Origin of the sequence: Blastococcus sp. TML/M2B, from assembly GCF_016612865.1 — a bacterium.
GTDB lineage: Bacteria > Actinomycetota > Actinomycetes > Mycobacteriales > Geodermatophilaceae > Blastococcus.
Genome location: NZ_JAENZZ010000001.1, coordinates 1,026,975 through 1,053,380 on the forward strand (window position 1 = coordinate 1,026,975; position 26,406 = coordinate 1,053,380).

The following is a 26,406-nucleotide window of genomic DNA, read 5'->3' on the forward strand; positions in this document are numbered from 1 at the left end:
TGGGCGCCCCCTCCGGGTGGAGCGGGTGGCCGCGGGGGAGGAGGAACCCTGCATGAGGAGCGCGGACGACCACGCCGAGCCCCACCCGGCGGCGGGCGGGGCGCCCAGCCGCTTCCCCCTCGCCGACCCGGCCGGTCTGCCCCCGGACCTGGCGGAGCGCTACGCCGACGTCGAGGAGCGGTCGGGCTTCCTGCCGAACGTATTCGCGGCGCTGGCCTGGCGGCCGGACGAGGCGCGCGCCTTCTTCGCCCTGAACGACGCGCTGATGGACAAGGACACCCCCGGTCTGTCCACCGGTGAGCGTGAGCTGATCGTCGTCGCCACCAGCGCGGCCAACGACTGCGCCTACTGCGTGGTCGCGCACGGCGCGATCGCCCGGATCCGCACGAAGGACCCCACCCTGGCCGACCTCGTCGCGGTCGACTGGCGGAAGGCGCCGCTGGAGGCGCGGATGCACGCCGTGCTCGACGTCGCCGTGCGGCTCGCCGTCGAGCCCGCATCGGTCACCGCTGCGGGACCTCGACCGGCTCCGCGGCCACGGCCTGACCGAGGACGACGTCTGGGACGTGGGAGCGATCACCGCCTTCTTCGGGTTGTCGAACCGGCTGGCGCACTTCGCCGCGATCCCGCCCAACCCCGAGTTCCACCTGCTCGGCCGGCTGCCCCGCTCACGCTGACCGGGACCGGTGCTGCGCCAGGCGCTCCTCGCTGACCTGCCGGTTGCCCGGCCCCGCTGTGATCTCGGCGACGCTGGCTTCCGGGCTCAGGTCCAGCCGTCGTAGCAGTTGGGCGTTGGACGCCACGACGACGGTGGACAGGCTCATCAGCAGCGCCCCGACCTCCATCGGCAGGACGAATCCGACCGGGGCCAGCACGCCGGCGGCCAGCGGGACCGCGATCAGGTTGTAGCCCGCACCCGCCCACAGGTTCTGCTGCATCTTGCGGTAGCTGGCCCGGGACAGCCGGATCACCGACACCACCGCGCGCGGGTCGGAGGAGGCCAGGATGACCCCGGCCGAGCCGATCGCGACGTCTGTGCCGGCACCGATCGCCAGACCCACGTCCGCGCGGGCCAGGCTGGGTGCGTCGTTCACGCCGTCGCCGACCATGGCGACAGCGCGACCCTGGGCCTGCAGTTCGGCGACCTTCCCGGCCTTGTCCTCCGGTCGGACGCCGGCGAACACCTGGTCGATGCCGAGCTCGGCGGCCACGGCGCGGGCGACCGGCTCGGCGTCCCCGGTGATCATGACGACGTCGACGCCGAGCGCGTGCAGCGCGTCGACCGCCTGCCGGGACTCCGGCCGGATCTCGTCGGCCAGCGCCAGCGCGCCGGCGAGCTGCCCGTCGACGAGCACGTGCAGCACCGTTGCCCCGTCCTCGGCCCACGGCCGGCTGGCGGGCAACGGGGACAGGTCGTGCTCGGTCAGCAGGTGGGGGCCGCCGACCGCGACCGTGCGCCCGCCGACGGTGGCGGTCACCCCGACCGCGGCCGACGCGCGGAACTGCGTGGCCGGCGGGATGACCAGCTCGCGTTGCCGGGCGGCGGCGACGATGGCGCGGGCCAGCGGGTGCTCGCTGTCGGCCTCCGCGGCGGCCGCGAGGGCCAGCACCTCGTCCTCGGTCCGGTCGACGCCGGCGATGTGGTCGACGGCGGGCTCCCCGCGCGTGAGCGTTCCGGTCTTGTCGAACAGGACCGTGTCCACGGTGCGCATCCGCTCCATCGCGCCGCGGTCCTTGACCAGGACCCCGCCTCGGGCGGCCCGCTCGGTGGAGATCGACACCACCAGCGGGATGGCCAGGCCCAGCGCGTGCGGGCATGCGATCACCAGGACGGTGACCGCTCGGGTCAGCGCGGACTCCGGCGTCCCGTTCAGGCTCCAGACGACGGCGGTGATGATCGCGGCGACGAGCGCGAACCAGAACAGCCAGCCGGCGGCCCGGTCGGCGAGCAGCTGCGCGCGGGTGGTGGAGGACTGCGCGTCGGCGACCAGCCGCTGGATGCCGGCCAGCGCGGTGTCCTCGCCGACCGCGGACACCCGCACCCGGATCGCGGTGTCGGTGGCGACGGTGCCGGCGACGACGGTGTCACCGACACCGCGGCGCACCGGCGTGGACTCGCCGGTGATCATCGACTCGTCCACGTCGGCGGTCCCGTCCACCACCTGCCCGTCGGCCGGCACCCGCCCGCCGGGCCGGACGATGACCACATCGCCGACGGCGAGCTCGGCCGGCGCCACGGTGACCACCTCGTCGCCGACGACCTTCTCCGCCTCGTCGGGCAGCAACGCGGCCAGGGAGTCCAGTGCCGAGGAGGTCTGGGCCAGCGAGCGCATCTCCAGCCAGTGGCCCAGCAGCATGATGACGATCAGCAGCGCGAGCTCCCACCAGAAGTCCACGTCGTGGGCGAGCACGCCGGCGGTGGAGCCCCAGGAGGCGAGGAAGGCCACGGTGATGGCCATGCCGATGAGCAGCATCATCCCGGGCTTGCGGGCCCGGATCTCACCGATCGCACCGGTGAGGAACGGCCGCCCGCCCCAGACGTAGATGACCGTGCCCAGCACGGGGGAGACCCACTCCAGGCCGGGGATGTCGGGCAGCGTGTAGCCGACGATGTCGGCGAACATGTCGCTGAGCAGCACCGTCGGCACCGCCAGCGCCAGCATCAGCCAGAACAGCCGGCGGAACATGGCCACGTGGTCACCGCCGTGGCCGGCATGGCCCGCGTGACCGTCGGGGACGACCTCGGTGGCGCGTAGCGGGTCGGTGACCTCCGGACGGCCGTCGCCGGTGGCGACCGGCAGACCTCGTCCGTGCGTCGGCCCGTGGTGGTCGTGGTGGTGGTCGTGGCCGTGGCCGGGCGCATCCGGCTGCCCCGCGTGGCCGCCCGGGCGACTCGTCGGATCTGGCATGGCCCTCTCCTCTGCTGTGCCCTCCGCCACCGGCCGGCTGCCGTGCCCGTTCACGGCCCGGAGAGGCGGCGCTGGTGGCCTCGTACGGCGCCGAACTTATACCCCCCTGGGGTATTTTTCCAGGGGGTAGGAGGCGGATTCCAGGCGCCGCCGGGAGGCGGGCCGGTCGAGACACGGGGGGCAGCCACCAGTGAGCGCTTGCCGGCTGCACCGGCAGGAATGGCGCGGGTGCGACGAGCGGCGGTGAATCCGCCGCCGGCTTCCTGGGCGGACCGCCAGCCGGGCAGCAGGTCCAGGATCTCTGCCCCACCCGAACGGACCGGCCAGGGCGACGACCCCGTCGCCGCTGCGCACGGGGGCGGAACGGGTGGAGGCCCTGGTCAGCGAACTGACCAGGGCCTCCACCGTGTGGGGTGAGTGACGGGGCTCGAACCCGCGACACCCAGGATCACAACCTGGTGCTCTACCAGCTGAGCTACACCCACCATGTCCGTCCTCCGCGGGCGAGCGCGGAGGGGAACCGGCGCAACGATACCGGAGCGCTCCGCGGACCCGACGAGGCCCGGGGAGCGGCGTTCCTCACGCCTCGTCGGCGACCGGCTCCTGCTCGCCGGCGAGCAGCGCGGCGAACCCGCCGACGACCTGCTCGGCGGCCTTCTTGGCCTCGCTGCTGGTCGGGCCGGGGGTGGCGACGAACACCGTCCGGCGGTAGTAGGCCAGCTCCCGGATGGACTCGATGATGTCGGCCAGCGCGCGGTGCGCCAGGCCCTTCGCCGGCTGGCCGAAGTAGACGCGGGGGAACCAGCGGCGGGCCAGCTCCTTGACCGAGGAGACGTCGATCATCCGGTAGTGCAGGTGGTCGTCCAGTTCGGGCATGTCGCGGGCGAGGAAGCCGCGGTCGGTGCCGATCGAGTTGCCGCACAGCGGGGCGGTCCGGCGCTCGGGCACCCACCGCTTGATGTAGGCGAGGACCTGCTGCTCGGCCTCGGCCACGGTGAGCGTGGAGGCGCGCACCTCCTCGGTCAGCCCCGACTTCGCGTGCATCTCCTGCACGACGTCGTTCATGCCGTCGAGGTCGGCGTCGTCCGCACCGATGATGAGGTCCAGACCCGGGTCCAGGACGTTGAGCTCGGAGTCGGTGATGACCACCGCGACCTCGATGAGCTTGTCCTTGACGAGGTCCAGCCCGGTCATCTCGCAGTCGATCCAGACCAGGTGCCCTGCGCTGTCAGCCACGGCGACCGACAGTACGCAACGCCCCCGACAGGGGCCCCCGGGCGCCGACCGCGTCGCGCCGGGCGGGGCGTGTGATTCGCGCGGGATCCGGCGCGGTCCCCGAGACCGCCCCGTGATGTGACGTAGCGTCGGGGAGGCCGCGATCCGGCGACCGTCGCCGGCGACCGGCGCTGCAACCCCGCCCACCCACCGCCCGGAGGACGACCGTGCTGCCCCTGACCCCGCTGCCGCCGCAGACGGACGGGGAGCGCGCCTTCTTCTCCGAGCTCGTGCGCTGGGACACCGGCAACGCCGTCCGGGGTGCGGTCGTCGCGGCGATCCCGTTCTCCGACGGGCCGCTCCAGCGCCGGCTCTCCGACGCGATCCTCTTCGTGCCCGAGGGCATCGCGGTCATCCGCGTGGCCGAGGTGGCCCGGCAGTCCGGTGTCGTCAACGCCTCGCCGGAGGGGCCGTGGACGATCGGGCCCGCGGGCACCGGGGGAGCGGTGCTCCAGCTGGCCGGCGGCGGGTCGACGCCGCTGGACGGGCTGATGCGCGCCGGGATGGAGACCGCCGTGCGGTTGCGCCGGGCCGGGCTCGAGCCCGGGCGGATCGCCCGGCTGACCGTGCTCTCCGGCGACGTCGACGGCCTCCTGCCCGCCGACGGCGACCTGGGCGAGGGCGACCAGGTCGCGCTGCTCGAGACCCGCTCCCTGCTGCTCGGGTTCGCCCGCGCGAGCCGGTACACCGGCGTGGACAACCCCCGGCTCTGGACGACGGCCGACGTCCGCGCCGCGCTCGAGGCGCTCGGCCTGCAGGGGCGCGGGCCCTCGGTCGAGGAGCTCAACGGCGAGGGCTTCCCCTACTCGCCCTACGTGCTGCGCCGCCCGCAGCTGCTCACCCCGGCGGCGATGGCGGCCTCGCCCGGCTCCGCCGCCCCGACCGCGCCGGCAACCACGCCGGCCACCACGCCGCAGCCGGTGGCGCCCTCCCCGGCGGCGGGCCCGTCCCGCGCCGCCATCGACCAGGCGGTGGCGGCCTCCGTCGCCGCCGCGCACGCCGCGGCCGCCGCGACGGCGCCCAAGGACACCGTCGCCATCGATGGCCCGGCCGCGCCCGGTGGCGACACGGTGGCCATCGACGGCCCTTCGTCGTCCCGCGACACCGTGGCCCGCGACACCGTGGCCGTCGACGGCCCGGCCGACCCGCCCGGCGACGCCGGCATCGGCGGGCTGTTCGCCGCCGGCGAGCCCGACGCGCCGCCCGCGGCGCCCCGCACCAGCGTCCTGCCCGCCCAGCAGCCGGTCGCCCCGCAGGCAGCCGCCCCCGTGGCCGCGCAGCCGGCGCCGCAGCAGTTCTGGGACGCACCGGACCAGGCCGATGCCGGGACGCGCCGGGCCGCACCCGCCGCACCCTGCTCGTGCTCCTGGCCGTGGTCCTGCTCGTGCTGGCCGGGGTCGGCGTCGGGCTGGCGCTCGCCGGGCGGGACGACGGCGGCACCGGTGGCGCCGCCCAGGCGGAGCAGCCCGCGGAGGAGCCCGGCCCGACCGGTCCCGCCGTCGGCAGCGTCCAGGAGGTGGCGGGCGTGGCCTTCACCGTGGAGGCGGCCCAGGTCGAGGAGAGCTGCGCCGGGCACGCCTACGGCGAGATCGCGGCCTTCCTGCAGGCGTCGGACTGCACGGGGCTCTCCCGTGCGCTGTACTCGGCGCAGGTCGGCGGGCGGGACGTCGTCGTCTCCGTCTCGCGGGTCCGCATGCCCGACACCGCCGCGGCGCGGGACCTGCGCGGCCGAGCCGACACCAGCGGCAGCGGCAACGTGAGCGACCTGCTCCGCGAGGGCGTCCGTTACCCCGGTGGCCCGGAGAAGCTGCAGAAGGCCGAGTACGCCAGCGCCGTCTCCGGCCCGACGGTCACCATCGTCGAGAGCGCGTGGGTGGACCCGGCCGCCGGCGGCACGGAGGCCGAGGTCGACCAGATCGCCACCGACGCCCTGTCCCTGACCACTCCGCCCTTCCTGGGCTGATCCGCGAGATCTGCACACTCGGGGTCTTCGCGCGCCGGAAAGCCCCGAGTGTGCAGATCTCGCGGCGGCGCTAGGCGGTCGCGGCGGCCTCGGCCATGCCGGTGAGCAGCGCGGCCATCGCGGCGCGGTCGAGCTGCCCCGCGCTGTGCGGGGTGGAGTTGATCAGCCCGAAGACGGCGTGCGCGCGGGCGCGGCAGGCGGCGGGGTCCGCAGTCGGGTGCAGCCGGGCGAGCACCCCGACCCACACCTCGACGTAGCGGCGCTGGAGCCGGCGCACCTGGGCGGCGTCGGCCTCGGCCAGGGAGCCGAGGTCGCGGTCGTGCACCGTGATCAGCGCCGGGTTCTCCAGCGCGAACTCGACCTGGAAGGCGATCAGCGCCCGCAGCTGCGCGCGCGGGTCCTCGCCGGCGGCGGCCACCCGCTCCGTGCCGCCGGCCAGCAGCCGCTCGCTGATCCGCAGCAGCATCTCGGCGAGCATCGCGTCCTTGCCGGCGAAGTGCCGGTAGATCGCCGGGCCGGTCACGCCCACGGCCGCGCCGACATCGTCCACGCCCACCGCCCGGGAGCCGCGCTCGGCGAACAGCTGGGCCGCCGCCTGCAGGATCTGCTCGCGCCGGGAGGGCCGGTCGGCGTCGGCGTGCAGAGCGGTGTCGCGCTGCGCCCCCGAGGTCGTCACGGCCGGATCCTACGGTCGGCGGGTTGGCCGCCGATCCGCACGCGTGTGGGCTGGCTCACGGTGTGAACGATGGTTAACCTGCTCTCGTGGACGCGCCGGTGCTCACCCGTTCGACGTCGCCCGACCCCGCGACCGCGGCCCGCAACGCCGCGGCGCACGCCGCGCTGGCCGAGGACCTGGCCGAGCAGCTGCGCACCGCGGCGCTCGGCGGGGGTGAGCGGGCCCGCGAGCGGCACGTCTCCCGCGGCAAGCTGCTCCCGCGGGAGCGGGTGGACGCCCTCCTCGACCCGGGGAGCCCGTTCCTGGAGCTGTCCCCGCTGGCCGCGCACGGCCTCTACGACGGCGACGCCCCGGCCGCCGGGATCATCACCGGCATCGGTCGGGTCGCCGGCCGGGAGTGCGTCGTCGTCGCCAACGACGCCACCGTCAAGGGCGGCACCTACTACCCGATGACGGTGAAGAAGCACCTGCGGGCGCAGGAGGTGGCGCTGGCCAACCGGCTGCCGTGCATCTACCTGGTCGACTCCGGCGGGGCGTTCCTGCCGATGCAGGACGACGTCTTCCCGGACCGCGAGCACTTCGGTCGCATCTTCTTCAACCAGGCCAACCTGTCCAAGGCGGGCATCGCGCAGATCGCCGCCGTCCTCGGCTCCTGCACCGCCGGCGGCGCGTACGTGCCGGCGATGAGCGACGAGGCCGTCATCGTCCGCGGCCAGGGCACGATCTTCCTGGGCGGCCCGCCGCTGGTGAAGGCGGCGACCGGCGAGGTGGTCACCGCCGAGGACCTGGGCGGGGGAGACCTGCACAGCCGGGTCAGCGGGGTCACCGACCACCTGGCCGACGACGACGCGCACGCCCTGCAGATCGTCCGTCAGATCGTCGGCACCCTCGGCCCGCGCGAGCCCCGGCCGTGGGACGTCGACCCGGTCGAGGAGCCGCTGCTGGACCCCGCCTCGGTCACCGAGGTGGTGCCACCGGACCCGCGCACCCCGTACGACGTCCGCGACGTCATCGCCCGGCTGGTCGACGGCAGCCGGTTCGCCGAGTTCAAGCCGCTCTACGGCCCGACCCTGGTCACCGGCTTCGCCCGGCTGCACGGCCACCCGGTCGGGATCATCGCCAACAACGGCGTGCTGTTCAGCGAGTCCGCGCTCAAGGGCGCGCACTTCATCGAGCTGTGCGACCGGCGGAAGATCCCGCTGCTGTTCCTGCAGAACATCTCCGGGTTCATGGTCGGCCGCGACTACGAGGCCGGGGGCATCGCCAAGCACGGCGCCAAGATGGTCACCGCCGTCGCCACCGCCCGGGTGCCCAAGCTGACCGTCGTCATCGGCGGCTCGTTCGGCGCCGGCAACTACTCGATGTGCGGCCGGGCGTACTCGCCCCGCTTCCTGTTCACCTGGCCCAACGCCCGTATCTCGGTGATGGGCGGGGAGCAGGCGGCGTCTGTGCTCGCGCAGGTGCGCCGCGACGGCCTGGAGGCCCGCGGCGAGGAGTGGCCGGCCGAGGACGAGGAGGCGTTCAAAGCGCCGATCCGCGCGCAGTACGAGGAGCAGGGGCACCCCTACTACGCGACCGCCCGGCTCTGGGACGACGGCGTCATCGCCCCGGCCGACACCCGCACCGTGCTCGGCCTGGCCCTGTCCGCCTGCGCCAACGCGCCCCTCGAGGAGGTCGGCTACGGCGTCTTCCGGGATGTGAGGGCAGACATGGCCATTTCTGCCCCGTCGAGAGGACGCTGATCGTGTTCGGGACCGTGCTCGTGGCCAACCGGGGCGAGATCGCCGTCCGGGTGATCCGGACGCTGCGCGCGATGGGCATCCGCTCGGTCGCCGTCCACAGCGATGCCGACGCCGGCGCGCTGCACACCCGGCTGGCCGACGTCGCCGTGCCGATCGGGCCCGCGCCCGCGGCGCAGAGCTACCTCTCCATCGAGCGGGTGCTCGACGCGGCGGCCCGCACCGGCGCGCAGGCGGTCCACCCCGGCTACGGGTTCCTGTCCGAGAACGTGGACTTCGCCCGGGCGTCCGCCGCGGCCGGCCTGGTCTTCGTCGGGCCGCCGGTCGACGCCATCGAGGCGATGGCCGACAAGATCCGCGCCAAGCAGACGGTCTCCGCCGCCGGCGTGCCGGTCGTGCCGGGCCGCACCGAGCCGGGGATGACCGACGCGCAGGTGGCCGAGGCCGCGGTGGCCGTCGGCTTCCCGGCGCTGCTCAAGCCGAGTGCCGGGGGCGGCGGCAAGGGCATGCGGGTGGTGCGCTCGGCCGACGAGCTCCCCGACGCCATCGCGGCCGCCCGGCGGGAGGCGCGCGGCTCGTTCGGCGACGACACGCTCCTGGTCGAGCGGTACGTGGGCAACTCGCGGCACATCGAGGTGCAGGTGCTCGGCGACACCCACGGCGCCGTCGTCCACCTCGGGGAGCGGGAGTGCTCGCTGCAGCGCCGGCACCAGAAGGTCATCGAGGAGGCGCCCTCGCCGCTGCTGGACGCCGGGATGCGCGACGCGATGGGCCGGGCGGCGGTCGAGGCGGCCCGCGCGGTCGGCTACACCGGCGCCGGCACGGTCGAGTTCATCGTCGACGCCGACAGGGCTGGGCGGGGAGAAGGCATGGACTTCTTCTTCCTCGAGATGAACACCCGGCTGCAGGTCGAGCACCCGGTCACCGAGGCGGTCACCGGGCTGGACCTGGTCGAGCTGCAGCTGCGGGTCGCGGCGGGGGAGCGGCTGCCGATCGCGCAGGACGACGTCGTCCTCGACGGGCACGCCATCGAGGCCCGGCTCTACGCCGAGGACCCGGCGCGCGGCTTCCTGCCGCAGGCCGGCACCGTGCTCGGGCTGGTGGAGGCCGCCGGCCCCGGCATCCGGGTGGACAGCTCGCTGGCGGTGGGCACCGTCGTCGGCACCGACTACGACCCGATGCTGGCCAAGGTGGTCGCCTGGGCGCCGACCCGCGAGACCGCCCGCGCCCGGCTGGTCGCTGCCCTCGGGCACACCGCCGTCCTCGGCGTGACGACCAACGCCGGGTTCCTGCAGCAGCTGCTCGCGGACCCGGACGTCGTCGCCGGGCAGCTGGACACCGGCCTCATCGAGCGGCGCGGCGAGGCGCTGACCGACGCCGGGCCGACGCCGGACGAGGTGTACGCCGCGGCCGCGCTGGCGCTGCTGGTCGAGGCCGAGCCGACCGGCGCCGTCGGTCGACCGGTGGGACGTGCCCGACGGCTGGCGGCTCGGCGAACCGGCCTGGACGGTGCGCCGGCTGCAGGCCGCCGGCGGCGAGCCGGTGACGGTGCGGCTGCGGGGACGCTCGGGGGAGGCGCAGGTCGCGGTCGGCGACGGCGACGCGGTGCCCGCGAGCGCGGCCCGCGACGGTGACCGGCTGCGGGTCACGCTGGCCGGGCGGACGTCGTCCTGGGTCGTCGTGCACAGCGCGGGCACGGTGTGGCTGGCCGCCGGCGGGCGGTTGACCGCGCTGCGCGAACACGAGCGGCTGGGGGCGCACGCCGAGGGCGGCGGGGGTGACGGCGTGGTGACCTCGCCGATGCCCGGCACCGTGACGGTCGTCCAGGCAGCCGTCGGCGACGAGGTGCAGGCGGGGACCCCGTTGCTCGTCGTGGAGGCCATGAAGATGGAGCACGTGCTCACCGCCCCGATCGCGGGCACGGTGACCGAGCTCGGGGTGACGGCGGGCCGGACGGGTCGCGCTGGACGAGCGGGTGGCGCTGGTGACCCCGGCAGCCACCAAGCAGGAGGACTAGATGCTGGACTACCGGCTCAGCGACGAGACCGAGGCCCTGCGGACGACGGTGCGCGAGTTCGCCCGCGAGGTCATCGCCCCGCAGATCGGCGAGTTCTACGAGCGCGACGAGTTCCCCGCGCACATCGTGCGGCAGATGGGTGAGCTCGGGCTGTTCGGGCTGCCCTTCCCGGAGGAGTACGGCGGCTCGGGCGGCACCTACTTCGACCTGTGCGTCGCGCTCGAGGAGCTGGCGCGCGTCGACTCGTCGATGGCGATCACGGTGGAGGCCGGCGTCTCGCTGGGCGCGATGCCGATCTTCCGGTTCGGCACCGAGGCCCAGAAGCGCGAGTGGCTGCCGCGGCTGTGCGCCGGGGAGGTGCTGGGCGCGTTCGGGCTCACCGAGGCCGGCGGCGGCTCGGACGCCGGGTCGACCCGGACGACCGCCCGGCTCGAGGACGGCCACTGGGTCGTCAACGGCTCGAAGGCGTTCATCACCAACGCCGGCACCGAGCTCACCGGCCTGGTCACGGTCACCGCCGTCACCGGCACGCGCCCGGACGGCGGCAAGGAGATCTCGGCGATCATCGTCCCGTCGGGGACGCCGGGGTTCGCCGTCGGCCAGCGGTACTCCAAGGTCGGCTGGAACGCCTCGGACACCCGGGAGCTCTCGTTCGACGACGTCCGCGTGCCCGCCGAGAACCTGGTGGGCGAGCGCGGCCGCGGGTACGCGCAGTTCCTCTCGATCCTGGACGAGGGGCGGATCGCGATCTCGGCGCTCTCGGTCGGGCTGGCGCAGGGGTGTGTCGACGAGTCGGTGAAGTACGCGGGGGAGCGCGAGGCGTTCGGGCAGCCGATCGGGAGGAACCAGGCGATCCAGTTCATGATCGCCGACATGGAGGTGCGCGCCTCGACGGCGCGGCTGGCCTACTACCGGGCCGCGGAGAAGATGCTGCGCGGCTGAGCCGTTCAAGCGCGAGGCGTCGATCGCCAAGCTCTACAGCTCCGAGGTCGCGATGGACAACGCCCGCTACGCCACGCAGGTGCACGGCGGGTACGGGTTCATGAACGAGTTCCCGGTCGGCCGCTTCTACCGGGACGCCAAGATCCTGGAGATCGGCGAGGGCACCTCCGAGGTGCAGCGGATGCTCATCGCCCGCGACCTCGGGCTGGGCTGACCCGGGTCCCTGCTCGTTCCGCGGTGCGGGTCGGAGATCCGCCCGTTCCCATTCCGAAACCGCTGGTCAGCGGCGAGCGGACGGCCCGCTGCGGTGTGCGTGGGGTGGATGGGGTCGGAGGAGCGGGCGGGTCGGAGTGGCGGGCCGGGACGCGGCACGGCACGCCTCGGACCCGTCCCGCGCAGCGCTAGCGTCGCGCGACGATCCGCTGACCTGGGAGAACATCGCACATGACGCACCCGCCCCGCTCGCTCCTGACCGGGCCTGCCGCCTCCCTCGTCCGACGCCGGTGGTTCTGGCTCGCGTTCGTCGCGGTGCTCGCGGTCCTCGGTGCCACGGCCGGCGGCTCCGCGCTCGCCGCGCGGGGTGGGCTGGCGCCCACGGCGCAGGAGAGCCCGGCGGGCGGCGGAGCAGCCGGGGCCGACGCCGTCACCTCGAGCCGGTCGGTCTCCACCCAGGGCAACGGCAACGGCGCCAACAACGGCAACGGTCCCGGCGCCAACAGCGGGAACGGGAACGGGAACGGGAACGGCCCCGGCACCAACAACGGGAACGGCAACGGGAACGGGAACGGCAGCAACAACGGGAACGGGAACGGCCCCGGCACCAACAACGGGAACGGCAACGGGAACGGGAACGGCAGCAACAACGGGAACGGGAACGGCCCCGGCACCAACAACGGGAACGGCAACGGGAACGGGAACGGCACCAGCAACGGGAACGGCAACGGCGAGACCCCCGCGGTGACGCCGCCGGTGGTCACCCTGCCGGGAGAGTCCCCGATCGTCGTCGACGGGGATCCGGCCGAGACGCCTGCGACCCCCGACCCGTCCGGAACCCCCGACCCGACCGAGCCCCCGGCCGTCGAGCCCGAGCTGACCCTGCCCGGCGAGACGTCGCCGCCCCCCGTGGAGACGCCGGCGGAGCCGGAGCCCGACGAGGAGCCCACCGCTCCCGTGGCCGAGGTCGTGCCCGCGCCGGCCGCCGTCCCAGTGGTCGCCATCGGCATCGCGCCGGGCTGCGTCGACGGCACGGCCGTCCTCGTGCAGAAGGCGCAGAACCAGGACACCAAGGGCGTGTCGGTGAACTTCCTCGCGAACGCCGACTTCGCCACCTCGGGCTCGCTGGCACTGCTGACGGCGCCGGACGCCCTGGGGCGTGACCAGGTGACCGTCACGTCGACCTCGGGGAAGGCCTACGTCGGCGCCGGGTCCGTCTCGGTGCGCACCTACCGCGCGGGCCAGACGCTCGGCGGCGTCACCTACCCGGCGGTGTCCGAGACCCGGAAGCTCGCCTACGACGCGTTCACCTGCGAGCGGCCGGCCGTCCTCACGAACGTGAAGACCCAGCTGGTCAACGGGCAGGTCCACCTCGCCCAGTACGCGCGGAACACCGGCAACACGACCCTGCAGGTGAAGTTCAACGCGACCGCGCACTTCGCGGCCTCGGTGTCGTTCTCCCTGGCACCGGGTGAGGCGAAGTACTTCCTCGTCCCGACCCAGTCGGCGTCGGTGCCGTCGGCCGTCGTCTCGGTGAACGTCGTGACCAACGTCCAGGGCTCGCGGATCTCGCTCAACCAGAACAACAGGTACGACGCCCTGTCGGTGGCCACCCCGAACTGACCCCGACCGGCACCGCCCGTCGACCCACCGCCTCCGCCCGGAGGCGGTGGGTCGACGGCTTTCCGCCCCCCCCGGGTGTGAGCCGGTCCGGCGCCGGCCGCCTGCTGGGGCGGCTGAGCGGTGCGGGGGCGGGTGGGAATTCGGCCCAGGATCGTCCCGTAGTGCCCCGGGACCAGTCGCCGACCAGGGCGTTCTGACTCCGACACAGTCCGTTCCGGCACGTGACGACGGTCGTCACGAGACCGCCGGAGACCCGACGTGACGCACCAGGCCAGATCCCCGCAGCCCCGCCTCCGGCGGCGGGGTGCCGCTCTCGGCGCCCTGCTGCCGGTCGCCGTGCTCGCGTGGGCACTCGGGAGCGCGTCGGCCGCGGCCGGAGCCCCGTCGTCGTCCGTGACGCTGGCGCTGCAGATCGAGGGGCGGGCGCCCGCAGACCTGGACCTGTCCGGCGTCCGGTTCGAGCTGACCGGACCCGGCGACGAGCCGACGACGGCGCTCTGCCTCACCGACGCCGCCGGCACCTGCACGGTGCGGGTCCTCCCCGCGGAGCCGGACGACGACGGCGGCACGGACCCCCAGCTCCTGGCGGCGACCCCGGCGGGCGCCGGGCCGGCCGGGGTGCCGTGGGACGGGGGCGCGTCGACCGGGGGTGTCGAGGCCGTCCTCCCGGAGGGGACCTACGCCGTCCGGCAGGTCACCGCCCCCGTCGGGCTGCTGCCGGCCGAGGCGATCGCGCCGATCGAGGTGTGCGCCGCGGGCTGCGCCACCAGCCGGACCGTCGTCAACCGGTCGACCTACCGCACCCGCACCGAGATCCAGGTGCTCTCCGCGGACGGGCCGGTCGCCGGCACCCAGGTCACGCTCAGCGGGCCCGGCTTCCCGGACACCCCGGCAGTCACCGACGAGGACGGCCGGACCGCCTGGGCCGGCTGGTTCCGCCCGGGGGAGTGGTGGTTCACCGTCGCAGGCCGGCCGGCGCCACTGCTGGTGACGATGGACCCCGGGCGGGGCGACACGTCGCTGCCGTGGCGGCTGGAGATCACCCTTCCCGCCGCTGCGCAGCCCGGGGTACCTGCACCTGAGGCGGCGCCCTCCGCCGCAGCCCCCCAGCCCCCGGCGCAGCCGTCGACGTCCCCAGCGGCGGGCGCCCCGGTGGCCGCGGCCCGCGTCGCCGAGGTCGCCGAGGTCCTCGAAGTCGCTGAGGCGCAGCCGGGCGCCGCACCCGTGCCGGCACCGTCCCCGGTCGCCGTCCCGTCGCCGGCTGCCTCCGGGCTGGGCCAGGTGTTCGCCCCCGAGAACGCGCCGGCGCTGGGCACCGAGAGCAGCGAGCAGCGGCTGTCCGCCGGCCTCGTGACCGGTACCGGCCTGCTCTTCGTGGCGCTGGTGCTCGTCGGTTACGGCGTCCTGCGCAGCCGCCAGCGCCGCCGCGCCTGACCCCCACCCGACCGGGGGCGCGGTTGGGGTCAGTCGGCCTGCGGCGCCCGGTCGGGGACGGCGACGCTGAGCAGGATGACGCTGTCCTCGTCGGCGTGCAGGCTGTGCCGCCGGTCGGGCACCGGCGCGATCTGGTGGGCGCCGAGGTCCACCGTCCGGTCGCCGGCGACCAGTCGCACGCGGCCGCGGATCACCATGACCGTGGCCGGTCCGGGGCTCTCGTGCTCGGCCAGCTCGGCGTCGGCCCGCAGCGCGATGACCGTCTGGCGCAGCCCGTCGACCGGGTGCGCCAGGGTGCGGCCGGCCCGGCCGGCGTGCTCGGAGGTCGCCTTCTCCAGCAGCTCGGTGGCGAGGGCGTGCAGATCGGTAGGTGCATCCGTCGTCATGCGTGCCGACCCTAGGCCGCCGGGGCTCAGGCGGTGACGTCGACGAGCACCTTGCCGACGACGCCGTCCTGCACGGCCCGGTGCGCCGCGGCCGTCTCGGCGAGCGGGAAGACGTGCAGCGGCAGCCCGGCCTGCTCGCCGACCCGCACCGCGCCGTCGGCGACCGCCGCGGCGACGTCCTCGACGCCGAGCGACGACGCCCGCTCGGGCTGGGTGTAGAGCAGCACGAACTGCCAGCGGGCGTTGGGCCCCATCTGCGTCCGCACCGGCACGGTCACCTCTGCACCGCCGTCGTCCGCGTACATGGCGACGGCGCCGTGCATGCCGATGACCTGCGCGTCGACGGCGGCGTTGCGGGCAGGGGACACCTCGACGATCGCGTCCACGCCCTTCGGCGCGATCTTCCGCACCTCGGCGACGACGTCCTGCTCGCGGTAGTTGACGACGTGGTCGGCGCCGGCAGCCGCGGCAAGCTGGGCCTTGCGCGGGCCGCTGACGGTGGTGATCACGGTGGCGCCGGCCCAGCGGGCCAGCTGGATGGCGGCGTTGCCGACCGCGCCGGCACCGCCCTGCACCAGCACGGTGTGCCCGGTCAGGGCGCCGGCGCCGAGCCGGTCGGGCAGCGACTCGGCGACGGTCAGGCAGCGGTGCGCGGTGAGGAAGGGGATGCCCAGCGCCGCGCCGAGCTCGAACGACGGGTCCGCGCCGAGGAGGACGACGTTCCGCGCCGGGACGACGATGTGCTCCGCGGCGGTGCCCCAGCGGCGCTGCCAGGCGGCCAGCCAGATCCACACCCGCTCGCCGACGAGCACCGGGTCCACGCCCTCGCCGACGGCGTCGACGGTGCCCGACCCGTCCTGGTTCGGCACCTGGCCGTCGGGTCCGGGCTGCGCCGCGGTGCGCGACTTCCAGTCGGTCGGGTTCACGCCGGAGAACGCCATTCGGACCCGCACCTCACCCGGGCCGGGTTCCGGAGTCGGGGCCTCGAGCAGCTCGAGGACGTCGGGATCGCCGGGCCGGGTGTAGGAGATGAGGCGCACGGGTCGGTCCTACCCGTCCGACCGCACCCGCCGCCAGTGGAAGGCGAAGACGCCGCCGGCCAGGAGCAGCGCCGCGCCCGCCGTTCCGGCGTCCCGGATCGCGGACCGCCGCTCCAGGTCCGATCCCAGCGCCACCTGCTGCTCGCCGCTCAGCGTGTCCAGCGGGGTGTAGGCGGTCCAGCTGAACGTGGGCGCAGGGTCCGGGTAGGCGAGCGCCAGGCCGCTGCGCACCAGGGCCACCGCCGCGAGGACGCCGATCACGAGCATGGCGAGGCACACGACGTACAGGTAGACCGTGCGCGGAGGGACCCGGTCCGAACCGGCCACGGGCGCTCCTCTCGCGGGCGCGGCGTCCTCGCCGCGCGGTGCCGGGCATCCTGCCTGATCAGGCGGGATGCCGGAACGCCCCGGTTCCACCCGAGCGTGTCGGGCGGATCAGCTCGCGTAGCCGTCGGCCTCCGTGGGCCACTCGACCGGCGGCAGCCCGGCCAGGGCGGCGAGCCGGTCGACGGTCAGCTCGACCGCCTCGTCCGTGGGCGGCGCGCCGCTGGGGGAGGCGAGCAGCGGCCGGACCTCGGCCGGATCCAGCTCGGTGCCGGTGGCCTCCTTCGCCCACGCGGCGAAGCCCTCGGCCTCGGCCTCGACGTCGACCGGGTCCGAGGCGTCGGGCTCCTCGAAGTAGATCCGCGGCTCGTAGCCGAGGAAGAACCGGCCGCCGGACGCGTCGGCGCAGCGGTGGTCGACGGTGGCGATCCGGCTGTCGTGCACGTCGACCAGCAGGAAGGGCACCGCCGTCGGGGCGCCCCGGCTCCACCGGCCGTCGGACCAGGTGAACGTTCCGAAGAGACCCACGGGCCGAGGCTAGCGACGCTCCAGGCTCAGCCGGTCAGGCCGCCCGCGGACCCGGGAGCGTGTGCGCCGACGCCCGGTTCCGGCCCGCAGAACCGGGCGTGGGTGCACGTGCTCGCTGGAGGGTCAGCGCGGGGTGATCGACAGGGTGAGCCGGGCGCGGCCCTCCTCGGACCGCGCGGTCGCGATCCGCTCGGCCGACGGCGTGCCGTACTCCGTCGTCCGCTGGCGGGCGGGCCGGCCGATCGCGGCGGCCATGGCCTCGAGCTCGGCGATGGTCTTGAGCGAGCCGTTCTCGCTGCCGGCCATCCGGCTGATCGTCTCCTCCATGAGCGTGCCGCCGAGGTCGTTGGCGCCGCCCTGGAGCACCGCCTTGGTGCCGGCGTCGGCGAGCTTCACCCACGAGGTCTGGATGTTCGGGATCCGCCCGTGCAGAAGCAGCCGCGCGACCGCGTGGATCGCCCGGTTCTCCCGCACGGTCGGGCCCGGGCGGGCGACGCCGGCGAGGTAGATCGGCGAGTTGTGGTGCACGAACGGCAGCAGCACGAACTCGCTGAACCCGCCGGTGCGGTCCTGCAGCGCGGCCAGTGTCCGCAGGTGCCCGACCCAGTGCGCGGGGGTGTCGACGTGGCCGTACATCATCGTCGACGTCGTCGGCAGGCCCACCTCGTGCGCGGTGCCGATGATCTCCAGCCAGGCCGCCGTCGGCAGCTTGCCCTTGGTCAGCACCCAGCGGACGTCGTCGTCGAGGATCTCCGCGGCCGTGCCCGGGATCGAGTCCAGCCCGGCCGCCTTGAGCTCGGTGAGGAACTCGCGGTAGGAGAGCCCGGTCCGGGCGGCGCCGTTGACGATCTCCATCGGGGAGAAGGCGTGCAGGTGGATGCCGGGCTGCCGCTTCTTCACCTCGCGGGCCAGGTCGAAGTAGGCGGTGCCGGGCAGGTCGGGGTGGATGCCGCCCTGCATGCAGATCTCGGTGGCGCCGGCGGCCCACGCCTCGTCGACGCGGTCACCGACCTGCTCCATCGACAGCGTGTACGCGTCGGCGTCGGTGCGCCGCTGGGCGAACGCGCAGAACCGGCACCCGGTGTAGCAGACGTTGGTGAAGTTGATGTTCCGGTTCACGACGTAGGTGACGTCGTCGCCGTTGACGTCCTTGCGGACGGCGTCGGCCAGCCGGGTCAGCGCCTCGAGATCCGCGCCGTCGGCACCGAGCAGCGCCAGGTACTCGGCGTCGGAGAGCCCCGCGGGGTCGGACTCGGCATGCGCGAGGGCGGCGTGCACCGCGGGGTCGCCCACGGTCAGCGCGGTCGAGTGCCCGTCGCGGGCGCTCTCGGTGCGGTCGCGCAGCTCGGACCAGTCGCCGTAGACGGCGTCGAAGTCGCTGCGCCGGTCGCCCGTCCGGCCCACGGTGTCGACCTCGACGTGCAGGTCGACCCGGCCCGAGGAGGTCCACGCCTCGTCCGGCTCCTGCCACGGCAGGCCGACCGGGTTGCGGCCCTCGACGGCCAGCCCGTCGGGGCCGGCGAGCGCGTCGACGTGCGGGCGCACGCGGGGGTCCAGCCACGGCTCGGGCTGCCGCACGTACGGCGGCTGGGCGGCGAGCCGCTCGCGCAGGGTGAAGCCGGCGTCCGCGGTGAGCTCGGCCAGCTTGTCGATGTTCGGCCAGGGCCGCTCGGGGTTCACGTGGTCGGGCGTCAGCGGGGAGACCCCGCCCCAGTCGTCGACGCCGGCGCGCAGCAGCAGCTCCAGCTCGGTGGAGTCGGACAGGTTCGGCGGCGCCTGCACCCGCGCCTTGGGGCCGAGCAGCAGCCGGGTGACGGCGACGGCGGCGACGTACTCCTGCAGCTCCAGGTCGTCGTGCGCCTGCATCGCGGTGCGCGGCTTCGCCCGGAAGTTCTGGACGATGACCTCCTGCACGTGCCCGTGCCGCTGCGCGCTGGCGCGGATCTCGCGGACGGCGTCCACCCGCTCGGCGTAGTCCTCGCCGATGCCCAGCAGCACACCGGTGGTGAACGGGACGGCCGAGCGCCCGGCGTCCTCGAGCACCCGCAGCCGCAGCGCGGGCTCCTTGTCCGGCGAGCCGAAGTGCGGGCCACCGGGCTGCGACCAGAGCCGCGTCGCCGTCGTCTCCAGCATCATGCCCATCGAGGCCGAGACCGGCTTGAGCCGCTGGATCTCCTCCCACGACAGCACGCCGGGGTTGAGGTGCGGCAGCAGGCCGGTCTCCTCGAGCACCCGGATCGCCATGGCCCGCAGGTACCCCAGCGTGGAGTCGAAGCCGTGCGCCTCCAGCCACTCCGCGGCGACCGGCCAGCGGTCCTCGGGGCGGTCCCCGAGGGTGAACAGCGCCTCCTTGCAGCCCATGGCCGCGCCGGCCCGGGCGATGTCGAGCACCTCGTCGGGGGAGAGGTAGGGCGCCTTGCCCTCGGCGCGCAGCTGACCCGGCGTCGTGACGAACGTGCAGTAGTGGCAGCGGTCGCGGCACAGGTGGGTGAGCGGGATGAAGACCTTGCGGCTGTAGGTGACCACGCCGGGGCGCCCCGCGGACGCCAGACCGGCGTCGCGCACCCGCCCGGCCGCGGTGAGCAGCCGGTCCAGCGGCTCGCCTTCGCCCAGCCCGCGGGCGTGCAACAGCGTCTCGGCCTCGACGGCGTCGAGGGGGACCCCGCGCTCGGCGCGGGTGAGCGCGCGGCGCAGGGCGGACTCGGTGGGTGCAGGCAGGGCGCTCATAGCGCGTCCGACGCTAGCCCGCGAAGCGGTCGAGGGGGACCTCCGCCCCTCCGGCCGCACCGCGACCGCCCCCACATCGGCGATCTCGGGGCCATGGGCCGCCCACGAGCCCCACATCGCCGATGTGGGCGCCGAGGGGGCGGTCAGAGGTCGCGGCGGACGAAGGAGACCGCGGCCAGGCCCCACACCATCGCCACCCAGAGCGCGGTCCAGGCGAGGTAGGCGGGGGTCAGCGGGGCGACGCTGAGGAACGGGAACGCCTGACCGTCGGCGCCGCCGAACTGGAGCAGCGCCGACGGGTCCTGGAAGGCGTGCATCGCCCCGCGCCACAGCCCGTCGGTGGGCAGCAGCACGCGCGACACCGTGCCGACCCGGGCGACGGCGTCGTTGTCCAGCGCGGCGCCGATGCCGCCGACCACGCCCGCGACCCAGGTGGTGCAGAACAGCCCGACCGCCACCACGCCCGACGCCATCGGCGAGATGACGGTGGAGAGCAGCACCGCCAGCGTCAGCAGCACGACGGTCTGCCCGGCCAGCAGCGCCAGGGCGGCGACCGGTTCCGGCGGCCAGTAGTCCACCGTGAGCCCGACGACGACGACCTGCGCCAGCCCGGCCAGCGTGACGTAGCCGCTGCCGAACGCCACGAGCCCCAGCCACTTGCCGAGCAGGAACGACGAGCGCCGGATCGGCCGGGCGAGCACGGCCAGTGCGATGCCGGACTCGGTCTCGCCGGACAGCGTCGGCCCGGCGAGGAACGCCGTCCCCAGCGCGGCGATGAGGCTGTAGCCGAACATCACGAGGTTGAGCAGGATCGAGGCGGTCAGCCGCGCCTCGCCGCTGGTCAGCGTGCCGCCGGACTCCGCGGCGAAGCGCGAGAAGCCCCAGCCGCTGAGCGCCAGCAGCACCACGGTGAGGACGGCGAGCGCCATCAGCACCCGCCGCCGGGTGGCCTCGCGCAGCGTCAGCCCGGCGATGGTGAGCGCGACGCGGTTCACGCGGTCTCCTCGGCGCCGTCGCGGAGGATGCCGAGCAGGCGTTCCTCCAGGCTGATCCGCCCGGGCTCGACGGCGTGCACCCGCACGCCCAGCCCGACCAGGTCCCGGACCAGGTCGGGCACGGTCGTGTCGTCGTCGGCGGGGAAGGCGACGGTGAACCAGTCGCCCTCCCGCTCCACCCGCCCGGCGGCCGCCAGCCGGGCCTCGCCCGTGGCCGGCAGCCCGGTGAGGTGCAGCCGCACCTCGTGCTGACCGAGCAGCTCGGTCAGCGTGCCCGAGGCCGCCACCCGGCCGCGGTCGAGGATGACCACCCGGTCGCAGACCCGCTCGACCTCGCCGATCAGGTGCGAGTTGAGCAGCACGGCGACGCCGCGAGCCTTGAGCGACAGCACGATGTCGCGCACGTCCACCCGGCCGAGCGGGTCCAGCGCGCTGGTCGGCTCGTCGAGGACGACGAGCTCCGGCCGGGCCACCAGCGCGACGGCGAGGCCCAGCCGCTGCTGCATGCCCTTGGAGAACCCCCCGACCCGGTCCCGGGCGCGCTCGGCGAGCCCGACGAGGGCCAGCACGTCGCGCCGCTCGTCGGCGCTCACCGCGGCGCCGGAGAGCCGGACGTGCAGCTCCAGCACCTCGGCGGCGCTGAGCCACGGCTGGTAGCGGAACAGCTCGGGCAGGTAGCCGACGCGGGCGCGGGCGGCCGGGTCGCCGGCGGGCTGGCCGAGCAGCATCACCACCTCGCCGGCGTCGGGCCGCACCAGCCCGAGCAGCATCTTGATGACGGTGGTCTTGCCCGCGCCGTTGGGCCCGAGCAGCCCGACGACCTCGCCGCGGCCGACCTCCAGGCCGACCCCGTCCACGGCGGTGCGCCGGCCGTAGCGCTTGCGCAGGCCGGTGCACCAGGCGGCGGCCGGCGGCGGGAGGTCGGCGACCAGCTGCGCCGAGGCCCGGAGCGCCGCGTCGCCGGCCGGGGCGCTCAGCGGAGCCCCCGCGCGACGGCGAGGACCTCGTCGGCGTCCAGCGGCCCGGCCACCACGGTCAGCTCGCCGTCGGCGACCCAGACGACGGCGGCCAGCGTGCGGTCGCGGGTGGTGAGCACGGTCGCGCGCTCGCCGGCCACGTCCTCGGTGGCGGTGGTGACGTAGTCCGACGGCACCGGCAGCGGGAGCGTCGACCCGTCGGCGGTGAACGCCTCCAGCTGCGCCGCGACGTCGTCGGGCAGGCCGGGGAGCTCGAGCAGGTAGTCGCGGACCGTCTCGAACGGGATGCCCGAGGACAACGCCGTCGGCGCGACGGCGCGGCCGACGACCAGCCCGGGGGCGCCGGTCGAGGTGCTCCACACCTGGGCGACGCCGGGGCCGGCGACGAGCCGCACCGAGCTGCCGTCGAGCCCCGGCGGCGGGGTCGGCAGCGGCTCACCGGCCGCGGCAGCGGCCTGCGCGGCGCGCTGCGCGGAGAAGGTGAAGGTGGCGGTGACCTGACCGCCCACCTGGTGGACCGGCTCGCCGGTGACGCCGGCGGGCAGCGCGTCGACCTCCGGCACGTCCAGCCCGCTCTCCGCCGCGGCGGCCGCGGCGTCGGCGACCGGGTGCAGGTCGTCCTCGCCGGTCAGCTCCACGGTGCCGTAGGCCTCCAGGTCGGGCAGCGCGACGAGGTCGGCGCCGGTGAGGCCCACCGCGGCGACCTCCTGGGTGCGGAAGATCGGCAACCAGTCGTTGGCGGCCGCGGTGCCGGCCCCGGCGAGGACGACGCCGACGGCGAGGGCGGCGACGGCGGGGCGGCGGACCAGCTCGCCGAACCGGCCCCGTCGGGCGGGAGCGGAGCCGCTGGCCGGAGCCGGGACGCGGGCGGGGGCGGCCGCCGCGGACGACAGCCGGGCCCAGGCGGCGGGCACGTCCACCCCGGCCGGGGCGGTGAGCGCGGTCCCGACCAGGGCGGCGTCCTCGCGGACGGCGGCCAGCTCGGTGAGGCACCGGGTGCAGCCGGCGACGTGCCGCCGGTCGGTCTCGGCCACGCCGGCCGGCTCGTCGACGAGCCGGCGCAGCGCGCCGTCAGTGGGATGACGCATGACGGGTCAACTCCTCGCGCAGGGCGGATTCGGCGCGTCGCACGGTCGTGCCGACGCTGCCGGGGGACAGGTCCAGGGCCGCGGCCACCTCGGCGTAGCTCAGCCCGCTGTGCCGCAGCACCAGGGCGACGGCCTGCTTGCGGGGCAGCCGGGCGAGCGCGGCGCGCACGCGGCCGCGCTCCTCGAGGGTCACGACGTCGTCGGCGACGTCGGGGACGGCGGTCGGTGCGGTCGCGGCGGCGGAGCCCTCGTGGGTGGCCCGCCGGCGGCCGGAGCGGATCAGGTTCAGCGCGGTGTGCGCCGCGGCCACGGACAGCCAGCCGGTCGCCTCGCCGGCCGGCACCGCGGAGCGGTTGAAGGCGAGGAACACCTCCTGGGCGACGTCCTCCGCCGAGTCGCGCGAGCCGAGCACGCGGGCGGCCACGGCGACCACCCGCGGGTACTCCCGGCGGAACACGACGTCCAGGTCGGCGCGCAGGCCACCGCGCGCGGAGGAACCGGGCACCGGCACGCCGTCCCTACCTCCTCCGATCCGCCCGATCGCGCCCACGGGCGCGGCCGGCCCGGCGAGCGCCGTCAGGGGCTGCCGCACGAGGTCCATGCCCAGGGAGCACCGCCGGGACCCGGAATGTGACAGCGGGTGCCCAGTCTGCCGTGCCGGACCCCGGATCAGCCCCTGCCGGCCGCCGCGCCCGTGGGGTCGACGTAGCGGCCGCGGTGGCGCAGCAGCGGCACAGCGGCCGGGTCGCCGGGCAGCACCTCGACGACCTCCAGCAGGGCGAGCACGTGGTCGCCGGCCTCGACCAGCCGGTCCAGCCGGCAGTCCAGCGCGGTGAGCCCGCCGGCCAGGACGATCGCGTCGCTGCCCGGGGCCCGGGTCCACGGCACCGCCTCCAGCAGGTGCCGGGCGCTGGGCCGGCCCGCCGAGGCGAAGCGGGAGGCGACGATCGCGTGCGGCGCCGCGAGCACGGTCAGCGCGCAGCTGCCGACCTCCTCGAGCACCTCGGCCGGGTAGCCCGCCGCGGTCAGGCCGACCGCGACCAGCGGCGGGCGGGCCGACACGCTCGTCACCGAGCTGACCGTCGTCCCGACGTCGTCGATGCCGTCGCGGACGGTCAGCAGGCACACCCCCGCGGCGTACTGGCCCAGGGCGGTGGCGTACTCCGCGGCGTCGATCGGCATGGCGGCCAGTCGACCACACGGAGAGGATCGGGGGCATGAGCAGCCAGGAGCGCACGTACGACGTCGTCGTCCTCGGAGCCGGGTCGACGGGCGAGAACGTCGCCGACGTCGTCGTCCGCGGGGGCCTCTCCGCGGTCCTGGTGGAGAGCGAGCTGGTCGGCGGCGAGTGCTCCTACTGGGCCTGCATGCCCAGCAAGACGCTGCTGCGCGGCACCGAGGTGCTCGCCGAGGCGCGGGCGGTCGACGGCGCGGCGCAGGCGGTGACCGGCGAGCAGGACGTCGCCGCGACCCTCGCCCGGCGGAACTCGTTCACCCACGACTGGGACGACTCGAGCCAGGTGAGCTGGGTCGAGGGCGCCGGCATCGACCTGCTGCGCGGCACCGGGCGGCTGGCCGGGGAGCGCACGGTCGTCGTCACCGATGCCGCGGGCCGCGAGACGCGGCTGACCGCCCGGCACGCCGTCGCCGTGTGCACCGGATCGGTGGGCAGGCTGCCGCCGGTCGAGGGGCTGTCCGACGTCCGGCCCTGGGGCCCGCGGGACGCGACGAGCGCGAAGGAGGCGCCGGGCCGGCTGCTGGTCCTGGGCGGCGGCTACGTCGGGTGCGAGATGGCCACGGCCTGGCAGGCGCTGGGCGCGCAGGTCACGCTGCTGCAGCGCGGGGACCGGCTGCTGCCCCGCTCGGAGCCGCAGGCGGGCGACGCCGTCGCCGCCTCCCTGCGCGACCTGGGCGTCGACGTGCGCTTCGGCGTCGACGTCACCGCCGCCCGCCGCGACGGTGACGAGGTGGTGCTCACGACGTCGGACGGCGAGGTCCGCGGCGACGAGGTGCTGGTCGCGATCGGCCGGGCCGCGCGCACCGGCGACATCGGGCTGGACACCGTGGGCCTGGAGCCGGGGGAGTACCTGCCGGTCGACGACACGTTGCAGGTCGAGGGGCGGCCCTGGTTGTACGGCGTCGGCGACGCCAACGGCCGTCAGCTGCTCACGCACATGGGCAAGTACCAGGCCCGCCAGGCCGCGGCGGCGATCGTCGCCCGCGCCCGCGGCGAGCAGGCGGACGGCGCCCCGTGGTCGGCGACCGCCGCGACCGCCGATCACGCGGCCACGCCCTCGGTGGTCTTCACCTCTCCGCAGGTCGCGGCCGTCGGCCGCACCGCCGCGCAGGCCGCCGAGCAGGGGCTGCCGCACCGGGTGCTGGAGTACCCGATCGGCAGCATCGCCGGGGCCTCGGTGTTCGCCGACGGCTACACCGGCACGGCGATCGCCGTCGTCGACACCGAGCGCGAGGTGCTGCTCGGGGTGACGTTCATCGGTCCCGGCGTCGCCGAGCTGCTGCACGCGGCGACGGTCGCCGTCGTCGGCGAGGTGCCGATCGCCCGGCTCTGGCACGCCGTCCCGTCCTACCCGACGATCAGCGAGATCTGGCTCCGCCTGCTGGAGACCTGGCGCGACGGCGACTGATCGCGACGGCGACTGATCGAGACGGCGACTGGTCGACCTGTCGACACGTCGCCGCATCGACCCGCTCGAGGGGCAGAAATGGCCATTTCTGCCCCTCAGGGCAGGGGGAACGGGGTGTCGTCGGGGGCGGGCAGCTCGCCGGCGGTGGTCGCGGTGACGGTCATGCCCTCGAACCGGGCGACGCCGCCGAGCGTGGTGAGGAAGGCGGTGTCGGCGGCGTCCCGGCCGGCGCAGATGCGGACCAGCGAGCGGGTCGGGGCGAGCCGGGTCGCGTCGACCACGCACCAGGTGCCGTCGACGTCGGCCTCGACGACGGCGTGGAAGTCCATCGGCTGCAGGCCGGGTGCGTAGACGGCGACCAGCCGGGCCGGGACCTCCAGCGCGCGCAGCAGCGTGATCGTCAGGTGCGCGTAGTCGCGGCACACGCCCTGACCGGTCAGCAGCGTGTCGACGGCGGTGTCCACCGGCCGGCTGGACCCGGCGGTGTAGGTCAGCCGCCGGTGCACCCAGGCGGCGACGGCGGAGACCAGCTCGGCCCGCGGCAGGGTCGCGTCGAACTCGCGGTGCGCGAACCCCTCCAGCTGGTCCGACGGGCAGTAGCGGCTGGGGCGCAGCGCGATGGCCCAGTCGGCCGGGGTCACCCGGCGCGGTGCGCCGCCGTCCTCGACCGACGCCGAGTAGGTGATCGTCGTGGCGCCGTCCCGGAGGTCGAGCCGGTGCACGCGCGCGCCGTCGACCTCGACCTCCTCCGGCTCCAGGAACGTGCCACCGGAGACGACGGTGAGCTGCTCGGTGACGGGGGTGGGCACCGCGACCTGCAGCAGCGCGGTCGCCGGGGCGGGGGAGGAGAGGGAGAGCGAGGCGGCGACGTCGATGCGCATGCGGGCATGGTGACCGGTGCCGAG

General features: G+C 75.3%; 24 protein-coding genes, 1 tRNA gene and 1 pseudogene. 11 read left to right on the forward strand and 15 right to left on the reverse strand.

Going from position 1 to position 26,406, the window contains the following annotated elements:
- Positions 1–52 precede the first annotated feature (52 nt).
- The gene (locus JKP75_RS05025) at positions 53–712 is read left to right on the forward strand and encodes a peroxidase-related enzyme (protein ID WP_242472773.1); all 660 of its coding nucleotides are present in this window, start codon (positions 53–55) and stop codon (positions 710–712) included.
- On the opposite strand, the gene JKP75_RS05030 is transcribed toward JKP75_RS05025, so the two are convergent.
- The 3 genes from JKP75_RS05030 to orn all read right to left on the reverse strand — a co-directional run bounded on the left by JKP75_RS05030 (position 669) and on the right by orn (position 4,145).
- A complete protein-coding gene (locus JKP75_RS05030) occupies positions 669–2,909 on the reverse strand; it encodes a heavy metal translocating P-type ATPase (protein ID WP_242472018.1) in 2,241 nt (746 codons plus the stop codon). The genes JKP75_RS05025 and JKP75_RS05030 overlap by 44 nt on opposite strands.
- A 409-nt stretch (positions 2,910–3,318) precedes the next feature.
- Positions 3,319–3,394: transfer RNA gene (locus tag JKP75_RS05035), tRNA-His, on the reverse strand.
- 94 nt (positions 3,395–3,488) lie between these two features.
- Positions 3,489–4,145, reverse strand: coding sequence for an oligoribonuclease (gene orn / locus JKP75_RS05040; RefSeq protein WP_200492292.1), 657 nt, complete (start codon positions 4,143–4,145; stop codon positions 3,489–3,491).
- A gap of 206 nt (positions 4,146–4,351) precedes the next feature.
- On the opposite strand from orn, the gene JKP75_RS05045 reads away from it, so the two are divergent.
- Together JKP75_RS05045 and JKP75_RS20540 are read left to right on the forward strand one after the other, a co-directional pair.
- On the forward strand, positions 4,352–5,944 hold the full coding sequence (locus JKP75_RS05045; protein ID WP_242472774.1) for a hypothetical protein: 1,593 nt from the start codon (positions 4,352–4,354) through the stop codon (positions 5,942–5,944).
- A complete protein-coding gene (locus JKP75_RS20540; RefSeq protein ID WP_242472776.1) occupies positions 5,941–6,147 on the forward strand; it encodes a hypothetical protein in 207 nt (68 codons plus the stop codon). Before JKP75_RS05045 ends, JKP75_RS20540 begins: the two co-directional genes overlap by 4 nt.
- Positions 6,148–6,217: 70 nt before the next feature.
- Here the strand turns inward: JKP75_RS20540 and JKP75_RS05050 are convergent, their stop codons facing one another.
- Positions 6,218–6,823 (reverse strand): TetR family transcriptional regulator, encoded by a 606-nt coding sequence (locus tag JKP75_RS05050; protein WP_200492291.1) that lies wholly within the window; start codon positions 6,821–6,823, stop codon positions 6,218–6,220.
- A gap of 86 nt (positions 6,824–6,909) precedes the next feature.
- On the opposite strand from JKP75_RS05050, the gene JKP75_RS05055 reads away from it, so the two are divergent.
- From JKP75_RS05055 to JKP75_RS05075, 7 genes and pseudogenes are all read left to right on the forward strand, one after another.
- Entirely contained in the window at positions 6,910–8,565 is a 1,656-nt protein-coding gene (locus tag JKP75_RS05055; protein WP_309229520.1) for a carboxyl transferase domain-containing protein, read from the forward strand.
- A gap of 2 nt (positions 8,566–8,567) precedes the next feature.
- Positions 8,568–10,196 (forward strand): biotin carboxylase N-terminal domain-containing protein, encoded by a 1,629-nt coding sequence (locus JKP75_RS05060; RefSeq protein WP_309229521.1) that lies wholly within the window; start codon positions 8,568–8,570, stop codon positions 10,194–10,196.
- Positions 10,197–10,362: 166 nt separating this feature from the next.
- Positions 10,363–10,461 (forward strand): annotated as a pseudogene (locus JKP75_RS22490) (biotin/lipoyl-containing protein); the annotation flags it as partial.
- A 118-nt stretch (positions 10,462–10,579) separates the two neighbouring features.
- Positions 10,580–11,521, forward strand: a complete 942-nt coding sequence (locus JKP75_RS05065; protein WP_255523237.1) for an acyl-CoA dehydrogenase family protein — start codon at positions 10,580–10,582, stop codon at positions 11,519–11,521.
- 52 nt (positions 11,522–11,573) lie between these two features.
- Positions 11,574–11,735, forward strand: coding sequence for an acyl-CoA dehydrogenase family protein (locus JKP75_RS22495; RefSeq protein WP_255523238.1), 162 nt, complete (start codon positions 11,574–11,576; stop codon positions 11,733–11,735).
- 230 nt (positions 11,736–11,965) lie between these two features.
- A complete protein-coding gene (locus JKP75_RS05070) occupies positions 11,966–13,357 on the forward strand; it encodes a hypothetical protein (protein ID WP_200492822.1) in 1,392 nt (463 codons plus the stop codon).
- Positions 13,358–13,750: 393 nt separating this feature from the next.
- Positions 13,751–14,791 carry a hypothetical protein gene (locus tag JKP75_RS05075; RefSeq protein WP_200492823.1) on the forward strand — a complete coding sequence of 347 codons (1,041 nt, stop codon included), beginning with the start codon at positions 13,751–13,753 and terminating at the stop codon, positions 14,789–14,791.
- Positions 14,792–14,820: 29 nt separating this feature from the next.
- On the opposite strand, the gene JKP75_RS05080 is transcribed toward JKP75_RS05075, so the two are convergent.
- The 10 genes from JKP75_RS05080 to JKP75_RS05125 form a co-directional block, all read right to left on the reverse strand.
- The gene (locus JKP75_RS05080) at positions 14,821–15,177 is read right to left on the reverse strand and encodes a hypothetical protein (protein ID WP_200492283.1); all 357 of its coding nucleotides are present in this window, start codon (positions 15,175–15,177) and stop codon (positions 14,821–14,823) included.
- 26 nt (positions 15,178–15,203) lie between these two features.
- Positions 15,204–16,217, reverse strand: coding sequence for an NADPH:quinone reductase (locus tag JKP75_RS05085; RefSeq protein ID WP_200492282.1), 1,014 nt, complete (start codon positions 16,215–16,217; stop codon positions 15,204–15,206).
- Positions 16,218–16,226: 9 nt separating this feature from the next.
- The gene (locus tag JKP75_RS05090; RefSeq protein WP_200492281.1) at positions 16,227–16,544 is read right to left on the reverse strand and encodes a hypothetical protein; all 318 of its coding nucleotides are present in this window, start codon (positions 16,542–16,544) and stop codon (positions 16,227–16,229) included.
- A gap of 108 nt (positions 16,545–16,652) precedes the next feature.
- Positions 16,653–17,069 carry a hypothetical protein gene (locus tag JKP75_RS05095; RefSeq protein ID WP_200492280.1) on the reverse strand — a complete coding sequence of 139 codons (417 nt, stop codon included), beginning with the start codon at positions 17,067–17,069 and terminating at the stop codon, positions 16,653–16,655.
- A gap of 123 nt (positions 17,070–17,192) precedes the next feature.
- Complete coding sequence (locus JKP75_RS05100; RefSeq protein ID WP_200492279.1) at positions 17,193–19,796, reverse strand: bifunctional FO biosynthesis protein CofGH; 2,604 nt, start codon at positions 19,794–19,796, stop codon at positions 17,193–17,195.
- A 143-nt stretch (positions 19,797–19,939) separates the two neighbouring features.
- Complete coding sequence (locus JKP75_RS05105; RefSeq protein ID WP_200492637.1) at positions 19,940–20,791, reverse strand: ABC transporter permease; 852 nt, start codon at positions 20,789–20,791, stop codon at positions 19,940–19,942.
- On the reverse strand, positions 20,788–21,648 hold the full coding sequence (locus tag JKP75_RS05110) for an ABC transporter ATP-binding protein (protein ID WP_309229522.1): 861 nt from the start codon (positions 21,646–21,648) through the stop codon (positions 20,788–20,790). Before JKP75_RS05110 ends, JKP75_RS05105 begins: the two co-directional genes overlap by 4 nt.
- Before the next feature lie 116 nt (positions 21,649–21,764).
- On the reverse strand, positions 21,765–22,856 hold the full coding sequence (locus tag JKP75_RS05115) for a hypothetical protein (RefSeq protein ID WP_200492278.1): 1,092 nt from the start codon (positions 22,854–22,856) through the stop codon (positions 21,765–21,767).
- Positions 22,840–23,448, reverse strand: a complete 609-nt coding sequence (locus JKP75_RS05120) for a sigma-70 family RNA polymerase sigma factor (protein ID WP_309229523.1) — start codon at positions 23,446–23,448, stop codon at positions 22,840–22,842. The genes JKP75_RS05115 and JKP75_RS05120 overlap by 17 nt, the downstream gene beginning before the upstream one ends.
- A gap of 77 nt (positions 23,449–23,525) precedes the next feature.
- Positions 23,526–24,038, reverse strand: coding sequence for a flavin reductase family protein (locus JKP75_RS05125; protein ID WP_200492824.1), 513 nt, complete (start codon positions 24,036–24,038; stop codon positions 23,526–23,528).
- A 35-nt stretch (positions 24,039–24,073) separates the two neighbouring features.
- On the opposite strand from JKP75_RS05125, the gene JKP75_RS05130 reads away from it, so the two are divergent.
- Entirely contained in the window at positions 24,074–25,501 is a 1,428-nt protein-coding gene (locus JKP75_RS05130; protein WP_200492825.1) for an NAD(P)/FAD-dependent oxidoreductase, read from the forward strand.
- A gap of 95 nt (positions 25,502–25,596) precedes the next feature.
- Here the strand turns inward: JKP75_RS05130 and JKP75_RS05135 are convergent, their stop codons facing one another.
- Complete coding sequence (locus tag JKP75_RS05135) at positions 25,597–26,382, reverse strand: transglutaminase family protein (protein WP_200492276.1); 786 nt, start codon at positions 26,380–26,382, stop codon at positions 25,597–25,599.
- Positions 26,383–26,406: the final 24 nt, after the last annotated feature.